The organism is Acinetobacter sp. ANC_7654 (assembly GCF_056779855.1).
Genome location: NZ_JBWYIR010000003.1, coordinates 321,643 through 330,667 on the forward strand (window position 1 = coordinate 321,643; position 9,025 = coordinate 330,667).

Below are 9,025 nucleotides of genomic sequence, written 5' to 3' on the forward strand. Positions count from 1 at the left end.
CAAGGAATGAACAATGAATACGATGACAAATCCTGAGATTGGCAAAAGCATCCAATGCGGTGCAATTCAAACCAACTATCACGATGTAGGACAAGGGGAACCTGTACTGCTACTGCATGGTTCAGGCCCTGGCGTCAGTGCATGGGCAAATTGGCGTTTGACCATTCAAGCACTACAAAATGATTACCGCTTGCTTGCACCTGACTTTGCCGGTTTTGGTTACAGCACATTCCCAGAAAACATCAGCTTTAATCGTGATACATGGCTCCAGCAAATGGTGGATTTCCTTGATGCTTTAGGACTAGAAAAAGTCCATGTCATCGGCAATTCCTTTGGCGGCTCCATGGCTTTAGCATTGGCAATCTACTATCCGGAACGTGTCAATAAACTGATTCTCATGGGTAGCGTTGGAGTTCCATTCGAATTGACGGCTGGTTTAGATGCGGTATGGGGCTATACACCATCATTTGAAAACATGCAGGCAATCATGAAAATCTTTGCCTACAACCAAAATCTGGTGGGTGATGATCTGGTGCAAATGCGCTATATCGCCAGCACCAAAGAAGACACTCGTGCAGCCTATGAACGCATGTTCCCCGCGCCACGCCAGCAATGGGTTGAAGCAATGTCTCATTCAGAGGAATCCATTCGCAAAATTAAGCAGCCGACATTGATGGTACATGGTCGTGATGACAAGGTGATTCCGCTTTCAACCTCTTTGACCATGCTGAACTGGATTGAAAATAGCCAAGTTCATATTTTCAGCCAATGCGGCCATTGGACTCAAATCGAGCACGCAAAAAGCTTTACCCAACTGGTTGCACAGTTTTTAAAAGATCAATAATGCATCAAGGATGACTCGCATGACACAACAATCTGCCGCTACAGGCAAAAAAGCTCTCATTATTGGCGCAGGTACAGCAGGCATGGCTTCTGCTATTACGCTGTCCCGTATTGGCGTCAAAATCGACCTGATTGATATCAATCCGAATTGGGGCGCATTAGGTGCTGGCTTGACGATTACCGGCCCGACCCTACGTGCACTGAAACAGCTCGGGGTTTATGACGAAGTCACTGAACAAGCTTATGTCGGTGATGGTATTCAAGTATGCGATCCTGCTGGCAATCCACTGCGTATTTTGCCAACACCGATGCTAGAAGGTGCTGATACCGCTGGAAGCGGCGGTATTATGCGTCCAACTATGCATTCGATTATGCACAAGTATGTCAAAGATGCCGGCGTTCAAATGCGCCTGGGTATAACTGCGGATGCTTTTGAACAAGATGAAAATGGGGTGACGGTAACTTTCAGTGACGGTACTCAAAGCTATTATGACTTTGTATTAGGTTCAGACGGCGTACTTTCAAAAACTCGTCAGCTGTTATTTCCTGACGCACCTAAAGCAGAATACACCGGTCAAAGCTGCTGGCGTTTATTTTTAAAGCGCCCTGCATCCATTGAACGCCGTACCTATTTCTTGGGTGGTCCGGTGAAAGTCGGATTTACGCCTGTTTCTAAAGATCACATGTATATGTTCTTATTGGAACGCTGCCCACAACGCTGGCAAGAACCCGAAGATAATTACAAAAATTTAAAGCAGTTGCTTGAAGGTTATGACGGTATTCTCGCTGAAATCCGTGAATCCTTAAGCGAAGCTGATAATCCAAATATCAACTTCCGTCCACTTGAATGCTTTGACCTTCCAGGACCATGGTATGTAGGAAAAGTATTACTTATTGGTGACTCAGCACACCCGACTACACCACAGCTAGCCTCAGGTGCAGGTATGGGTATTGAAGATGCTTTAGTACTCGCTGAAATCTTTGAAAAACAGGCAAATGTCGATCTGGCCTTTGCTGAATTTATGCAGCGCCGTGAGCAACGTTGCCGTTTAGTCACTCAGAGTTCAATGGAAATTGGACGTTTGGAGCAACAGCGTGCACCGGTTGAACAGCAAACTGCTGTGGTAGAAAAAGCACTGAATATTCTTAAAGAAGCCATTTAATCCGAAGCCTCGGTCACAGTTGATCGGGGCTTATTTTTTAAAACAAGAATTTATAGATCTCAATCTAAGCAATTAGCTCAGTGAAGAGCACACATTATTTGCATGCTAAAGGAGCAGCATTATGGTTCGTATCGAAAGTAAGCGCGGCATGTTTGCGCTGATGATGGCACACTGTGCCGGTATGTTAGATCTAGTTGCACTACCTATTTGGGTTGGCACCTTAATTGCTCATTATCAATTTGACCCTCAACAAGCAGGCGGTCTAGCCACTCTATTTTTAATTGGTGCAGCAGGTGCGAGTATTTACTTTGCACCACGTTTTAATCGCATACATGTAAAAATTGCTGCTGTGACCGGCTTTGCATTAGCAGCCATCACATTTGTAATTGCAGGACTTAATACAAGTTTCCCTGTTTTGGCTGGATTACACTTTCTTGGTGGACTCGCTGCAGGTACTGCACTCAGTGTGACGCATGGAACTATGGGGCATGCTATTAATCCACACCGAGTATTTGGCTTTGCTGGACTGGCTATCGGTATTTTTGGAGTAATTTTTTTAGGTGGCACACCTGAAGTAATTCAATACTTTGGTGGTCAGAGCATGTTCTATGTAATGGCGGGAATAATGATATTCGCATCTTTAGCCTGTCTGTTGTTCTTTCCCAAACCAACCAAACCGGTACCTTTTGATAACTTTGAACAAATTAAGAACTTACCCCCACTAGGTAAACCTGTGTGGTTCTGCATGATTGGTGTGGCATTGTTAGCCATGACCCAAGCCATGACCTTGAGTTTTTATGAACGGATTGGTTTAGAACGTGGTTTTACCCGTGACATGGTCACCATGGCTTTAGTCATTTACGGTATTGTCACCATTTTTCCGGCACCTTTAGCCGCAATTTTACAAAATAAAGTCAGTGTCACCGCGATCATTGCTTTTGGTCCGATTTTTCAAGGGATCTTTGCCTTACTCACCACACAAACCCATCATTATTCAGTCTTTGCTTTTGCTGGCCCAATGATGGCATTTACCATTTTATTTGTGCATACCTTTGCTTTTGGTTTATTGGCACGTTTAGACCCAACTGGTCGAGCGGTCGCAGGAACCCCTGCCATGCTGATGGTCGGTGCAGCGGTTGCACCTTTTATTAGTGGTACGCTAGTGAAATTTATTGGTTTTGAGGCGATTGGTTATGCTTGCTGTGTGCTTGTAGCGGTACAAGTGTATTTATTTAGTCAAACGCGTAAAGCTGTATTGGCAGGTGAAACCAATGTTCCTGTAGCAAATATCACAAAAAGTGATCAACACCCTGCCGTTTAATACAAGCAGATTTTTTAGTTTTATTCGCTATTCACTCTATGTCAGGTTTTTCCATAAGCCTGACTTTTTTAATTTGCTACATTTAATAATCCCATAATTTATTTTTAGCTTTAGAAACAAGTATGTAACTTAAAAGTTTATTAAGCTTAAGATGAATTATACTCAGTTCTTCTTTACTTTACACCAAACTTGCTTTGGATTTAACTAGAAAATGGATAGCTATTGATGACAAGAGTGATTCTTCATTAGTGAAAGTAAAATTCACGAAACATAGCAATTCTTTATAAAATGGACTTATTATTAAAGCATATGATGCGCCCTCTGCCGGTTATGGACTAAAGTGCACAATAAGGCTTTCGCTTTTTCTTTAATATAATATGAAACCCAAATAATCCTTGTACTCGAGGCAGATGTTTGATCCTAGTGCTCGATTATATTAATAGTAAACTCAGCCATAATAGCAACGCCCAGATTTCGCACAGCTCTTCAAATAATGAGAAACCAATAGCAAGCCGTCTTAGGTATGGATGATATAAAACTATTGAGCATAAAAAAACCTGCATCCGCAGGCTTTTTTATGCTCAATAGTTTTTAGATATAAGCTGCCGTAACTTGCTCAAAGCCCTTCGCTAGCAGCATGCTTCTTTCCATCATGGAACTCCCCTCGATTTCCATACGGCCAATTTCACCCGACGTTTCCACCACAAATTGCGCACGGGCCAAGCGTTTTTGCATGAACTGCTCGAATACAGCTTCCAAATCATTCCCATATTCATCAAGTAGCTTAGCCAGAACAATCGCATCTTCAACTGCAAGCCCAGCACCCGAACCTAAGTGAGGAGTGGTTGCATGTACAGCATCACCAATCAAAATGGTGGAACCGCGATGCCAATCGCTATTCACCATTACACGCTCTAAAGGACGGTAAATGATTGGCGTGTTTTCATCAATCGAATCAATATAAGGCTTCAGTACTGCTTCGAATTCTCTCAGCAGCTGTTTTGCCATGTTTGGTAATACTTCAGGCTCTCGCCATACCTGATCTTTTGGTACACACTCCATCATGTACATATACATTTGCGTTGGGCTGCAAGGGTTAAAACCTACTTTCATATTTTCAGACTGGAACATGCGTCCGCGATTGATCTCTGCAGGACGGTCAAACTGCAAGCGCCAGCAGGCCTGTCCGGTATATTCAGGTGCTGCCTGCTCTGGCATAAGTAATTGGCGCAATTTTGAAAATACACCATCCGCACCAATGACCAAATCATAATGTTGGGTACGCCCACTCTCAAACTGTACAAAACTGCCATGCTCTAACGTACTTTGTAGGCTTGCAACTGTATCGCCTAAAAAAACAGGGATATTCAATGCTCTCACTTTACTGGATAAAATGTCGTGCAGCACCGGACGCAGAATAGCACCCTCAGATGGAAAGTCATCAGCAATGACGCGTTTAGATAAAACGGTTCGAATGAAATTACCATGTTGGTCATAAATATCTACCCCATCATGCACAAAACCTTGCGCAGCAATTTCTTGCTGGACACCCAAGTCACACAATGCACGCAATGTCAGTACGGAAAGCGTGAGTCCTGTTCCCAAAGCTTTCCAGTCTTCAGATTTTTCTACCAATTCAACATCATGGTTGGATTGTTTTAATTTTATAGCTGCAGCCATACCACCAATTCCGCCGCCTAAAACCAATATTTTCATGTTCAATTCCTTGAGTGTTGTTACCTAGCACAATACCTGCGCTATTTTTCATATCAGACTCAGTCAATATTCCATTGAACGAGTCAAACCTGACTGCTACAAAAGCAATTGTTATTCAGCCAAACCTGAAACAGCTTTGCTATGCTGTACAAAATTTTCAGAAATATTTTTAATCAGCATACAGACCGTCATAACGTCAGCAGCTATAGCTAAAATTGCAAAGATTTGCGTCCATGCCATATTATTTGCCATATAACCCATGCACATGGTTCAAGAAACTGCACCAAAATGGCCAATACCGCACATCCAGGAAACACCTGTTGTCCTTGCTTCTGTTGGATAAAACTTCGCAGCTAAAACAGGTAATGAAGACTGAGCGGTATTTTGTAGCGTTCCAGCACTGTTCATTAATACAATAAAAAAAGTTTGTATGTGCATCATTCAATCCTTGTTTCATGCATGTTTCATGCAGTGCAAACATTAAATTCTGAATTCAGCATAACCTAACCCTGTATCTATAATGATGGGACAAGCTGGATATTAGATATAATTAAAATAGATAGCATGAATAAAAAACCGCCTCTTTGAAACGGCGAACCAAAGAAACTATTTGGTTATTCGGCAGGCTGTATTTTGAAATAATGCTCAGAAGCCCAAATTGCTGTATTAGCGCATAAAACAAAAATCAACATTGCAATAGAAAGGTTCAACAGTGAGGACCAAGGCAGAAAACTCAGTATTAGACCGCTCAGAAGACCAAAGAAAAATTGTAGTCCGCCCATGAGCGCACTGGCAGAACCCGCTTGACGGCCTTGCTTCGACATGGCCAATGCCGTTGAATTCGGTGCAGTGAGGCCTATACCTGAGACCGCCATAAATAGACCAGCCAATACCACTACTAAGCCAGCTTGTGGCAAAACAGATGCTATCAGCAATAAAAATACCCCGGCAATTTGCACTAGGCCGCCAATTCGCAGCCGTTGCAGCACCGAATATTTATGTTCCATCATGTGATTTATGGCTGACAACAACATTGTGCCCACAGCATTAATACCAAAGGCATAAGCAAACTGCTGTTCATTCAGATAATAGCTATCCATCAATATAGTCGACGCCACATTGATATAGCAAAACAATACACCAAAGCTAAAGCAGCCAGCTAGCATCGGAAAACGGTAGCTCGGGTCTTTGAAAATTTTAAAATACAGCTGAAATACATGCTTAAATGAAATTTTTAGTCGGCGCTCGACAGGCAGTGTTTCTTTAAAGCCGAAAATAACCCAAACCAAACTGACAATACCTAATAAGGTCAAAGCACTGAAAATGGCATGCCAATGAAAAAAGAGCAGCAGCCAGGCACCTAAGGTCGGTGCAATCACTGGTGCAACGCCCATTACAATCATCATGCTGGCGAAAGCTTTAGCCGCATTATGGGTATCTAATACATCTCGTATCGCTGCACGAGCCAAAACCAGGCCGACACAGCTGCCCAATGCCTGCAATACACGTGCAGCAAGCAAATTCAGCAAATCATCTGCGTATATACACAGTATGCTCGCTACAATGTGTAGGCACAAACCAAAAATCAGCGGTATTTTCCGGCCGATGTTGTCACTGATAGGGCCATAAATTAATTGCCCGATTGCCAGACCAAAAAAATATGCTGGTAGTGAACTCGAAACCAGTAATGTAGAGACTGCATATTCTTTGGCCATATTCGGTAAAGCTGGCAAATACATGTCTGTTGAAAGGGGTGCAATGGCTGTTAACAAGGCTAAAAGTAAAATCCAGCTCAGGCTATATTTCTGCACAGTCACAGCTTGTGTCATGCGGTATATCCTTTATTTCGGCAACAGTTATCCATTGCTCTGTTTTCAAGGCCTTAAAATATTTAGTTCAATGGATTAGTGGGTCAGTACAGCTCGGTTCAACAAACCTTGATCTGCAACAATCGTTTGTCCCGTCATCACCTTGTTTTGCTTCGAAGCTAAAAACGCATACAATGCGCCGTAATCCTCAGCATCAGGTAACTCCTGCAGCAGGCTGATAGACTGGAACAGATTTAAAAAAGTATCTTTAGGAATATCAGACTGTTTTTGATGATCCAATTTCAGCGCTTTCGGGCCTTTGAGCTGACTATTGCCAATAGCAGCGGGAGCAACGCCATTGACCCTGATTTCAGGTGCAAACTCAAATGCAAGCTGCTGAATCAGACTTCGAATTGCACCTTTAGTTGCAGTATAAACTGCTCCGCCACCATCTGCGGCGTAAGCTGCGGTAGAGGTCGTAAAGACCAATGACCCTTGATTGGCTTTGAGTACATCAGCAAAGATATGTGCTGTCAGTAAATACCCTTTGACATTGACATCAAATAACTCATCAAAGAGTTGATCCAGATGTGCCGCACTCATATCTGCAATTGCTACATTGCCATCAAAAATCCCTTGTGCGCCAATCACCGCATCTAAACGGGCATATTTGGCTAAGATTTGATGTTTACAGTGTTCAAGTTCTGAAATCTTAGTGACATCACAAGTCAGTAATAAGTCACGGTCGGTAAATTCAGACTGAAGTTGCTGAATTTTTTCATTAGAAACATCTGTCACTATGACATCCGCACCTTGGGCTTTGCAATAATGGGCAATACCTAAACCTAATCCAGAACCTGCACCAGTAATTAATACAATATGGTTTTTTAATAATGACATGAGCTTCCCTTTTATAAATAAAGGGCCAAAAACTGACCCTCTATGCATCTTCTATGAATCTAAAATATTAGAATTCTGCCGGTAAGTTAGCAGGTTTTGGTTTGTTTTTCAGATAAAGTGGTACGGAAACATTCAGTGCGAAACGACCATCATTACTCACTGTGTTTTTAGTTTCTAAATCTTTAGACCAACTTAAGCCTACAAATAAACCACGACCAAAATCTTTCAGGACTTGTACCCCAAGACCTATCTGGCGAGCTTTTCCATTTTCATGTCCATAGTAAGCTGTGCCATTGTTTTCATCTGCAGTAACTTGTTCACGCACGTAGCCAATTGGACCAATTTGCAATCCTTCATGGATTGAATCTAGCTTTTTCAACATGGTTACATCTAAGAAGAGTTCATCTCCTGAAAGATAATCATTCTTTTTATTCTCAAAATTATAGAAATAATGAGACTCTAGTGAAATACTCCAATCTGGGCTAAACATGCTATAGCCTAGACGTGGATTGATTGACCAATACTCACCACTGGTATTTGTACCACCCTGTTTCCAAGAACCTGTGGTGGTCACTACCCCTAGACCAGAGCTGATATACTGCCCCGGCTTGACTGCCCAAGTAATATCAGCAAAATGGAGATCAATATTGGCAATATTAGTATTTGAATGTGTTCCGATTTCACCGAGCATTGGATTACTAATGGTTTCTTCTGCAAGAATAAAAGGAATTGCCACCCATGCACGATAATCACCACCCAAGACTTTCCAACCTGGTGTATAAATGAAGATAGAAGTCGATGCTGGTGCATTTAACTCTAATCCCATGTTATTACCATTGTTGTCTTTGAGTTCACCATTTAGAAACTTGGTCGAACTCGTGTAGTACAGCCCCGGTGGTAAAGGTGCACTAAGGGGGATACCCATAGTATTACCCGCTGGTGCTTGTGGTGCTGCCCCTGGCTCTAGAGCCATAACCATTTGTGACATACAAAAAGATAAAATAGCTAAAGCACAAGTGCTTTTTTGAAATTGTTTTAACATTGCCTACTCCATTAGCGCTGTTTATTCCATTAACTAAGCTATTGAAATGAACGCTATGAAGTCACCAAAAAATATTGAAAGCAGTTATCAAATTTATAGATATCATCATCCTTTAGACAAGGAATAAAATGCATATGTAATAATACATAGTAGGTTCAAACCAGCCACATTCAACAATTAGATATCAATAAGTTACATGCAAATCATCTCACTTTTCGCCAAACCTTATATA

The 9,025-nt window shown here is 42.0% G+C and carries 9 protein-coding genes; 3 read left to right on the plus strand and 6 right to left on the minus strand.

Annotated features, from left to right (window positions below; all coding sequences use genetic code 11):
• Positions 1-13 precede the first annotated feature (13 nt).
• From AC1M86_RS05875 to AC1M86_RS05885, 3 genes are all read left to right on the plus strand, one after another.
• The gene (locus AC1M86_RS05875; protein WP_481607496.1) at positions 14-844 is read left to right on the plus strand and encodes an alpha/beta fold hydrolase; all 831 of its coding nucleotides are present in this window, start codon (positions 14-16) and stop codon (positions 842-844) included.
• Between the two features lie 19 nt (positions 845-863).
• A complete protein-coding gene (locus tag AC1M86_RS05880) occupies positions 864-2,006 on the plus strand; it encodes an FAD-dependent monooxygenase (RefSeq protein WP_481607497.1) in 1,143 nt (380 codons plus the stop codon).
• A gap of 121 nt (positions 2,007-2,127) precedes the next feature.
• Positions 2,128-3,327 carry an MFS transporter gene (locus AC1M86_RS05885; RefSeq protein ID WP_481607498.1) on the plus strand — a complete coding sequence of 400 codons (1,200 nt, stop codon included), beginning with the start codon at positions 2,128-2,130 and terminating at the stop codon, positions 3,325-3,327.
• Positions 3,328-3,918: 591 nt separating this feature from the next.
• On the opposite strand, the gene AC1M86_RS05890 is transcribed toward AC1M86_RS05885, so the two are convergent.
• The 6 genes from AC1M86_RS05890 to AC1M86_RS05915 form a co-directional block, all read right to left on the minus strand.
• Entirely contained in the window at positions 3,919-5,043 is a 1,125-nt protein-coding gene (locus AC1M86_RS05890) for an FAD-dependent monooxygenase (RefSeq protein WP_481607499.1), read from the minus strand.
• Positions 5,044-5,154: 111 nt separating this feature from the next.
• Positions 5,155-5,295: a hypothetical protein gene (locus tag AC1M86_RS05895; RefSeq protein WP_481607500.1), complete on the minus strand. Its 141-nt coding sequence runs from the start codon at positions 5,293-5,295 to the stop codon at positions 5,155-5,157.
• A gap of 18 nt (positions 5,296-5,313) precedes the next feature.
• Positions 5,314-5,481, minus strand: a complete 168-nt coding sequence (locus AC1M86_RS05900) for a hypothetical protein (RefSeq protein WP_481607501.1) — start codon at positions 5,479-5,481, stop codon at positions 5,314-5,316.
• A gap of 176 nt (positions 5,482-5,657) precedes the next feature.
• A complete protein-coding gene (locus AC1M86_RS05905; RefSeq protein WP_481607502.1) occupies positions 5,658-6,872 on the minus strand; it encodes a multidrug effflux MFS transporter in 1,215 nt (404 codons plus the stop codon).
• A 75-nt stretch (positions 6,873-6,947) separates the two neighbouring features.
• Entirely contained in the window at positions 6,948-7,751 is an 804-nt protein-coding gene (locus AC1M86_RS05910; RefSeq protein WP_481607503.1) for an SDR family oxidoreductase, read from the minus strand.
• A gap of 67 nt (positions 7,752-7,818) precedes the next feature.
• On the minus strand, positions 7,819-8,793 hold the full coding sequence (locus tag AC1M86_RS05915) for a SphA family protein (RefSeq protein WP_481607504.1): 975 nt from the start codon (positions 8,791-8,793) through the stop codon (positions 7,819-7,821).
• Positions 8,794-9,025 lie beyond the last annotated feature (232 nt).

Excerpts from the sequence above, each read along its gene's own strand:
- AC1M86_RS05875 (WP_481607496.1), top strand. The coding sequence starts at position 14 with ATGAATACGATGACAAATCCTGAGATTGGCAAAAGCATCCAATGCGGT.
- AC1M86_RS05880 (WP_481607497.1), top strand. The coding sequence starts at position 864 with ATGACACAACAATCTGCCGCTACAGGCAAAAAAGCTCTCATTATTGGC.
- AC1M86_RS05885 (WP_481607498.1), top strand. The coding sequence starts at position 2,128 with ATGGTTCGTATCGAAAGTAAGCGCGGCATGTTTGCGCTGATGATGGCA.
- AC1M86_RS05890 (WP_481607499.1), bottom strand. The coding sequence starts at position 5,043 with ATGAAAATATTGGTTTTAGGCGGCGGAATTGGTGGTATGGCTGCAGCT.
- AC1M86_RS05895 (WP_481607500.1), bottom strand. The coding sequence starts at position 5,295 with ATGGCAAATAATATGGCATGGACGCAAATCTTTGCAATTTTAGCTATA.
- AC1M86_RS05900 (WP_481607501.1), bottom strand. The coding sequence starts at position 5,481 with ATGCACATACAAACTTTTTTTATTGTATTAATGAACAGTGCTGGAACG.
- AC1M86_RS05905 (WP_481607502.1), bottom strand. The coding sequence starts at position 6,872 with ATGACACAAGCTGTGACTGTGCAGAAATATAGCCTGAGCTGGATTTTA.
- AC1M86_RS05910 (WP_481607503.1), bottom strand. The coding sequence starts at position 7,751 with ATGTCATTATTAAAAAACCATATTGTATTAATTACTGGTGCAGGTTCT.
- AC1M86_RS05915 (WP_481607504.1), bottom strand. The coding sequence starts at position 8,793 with ATGTTAAAACAATTTCAAAAAAGCACTTGTGCTTTAGCTATTTTATCT.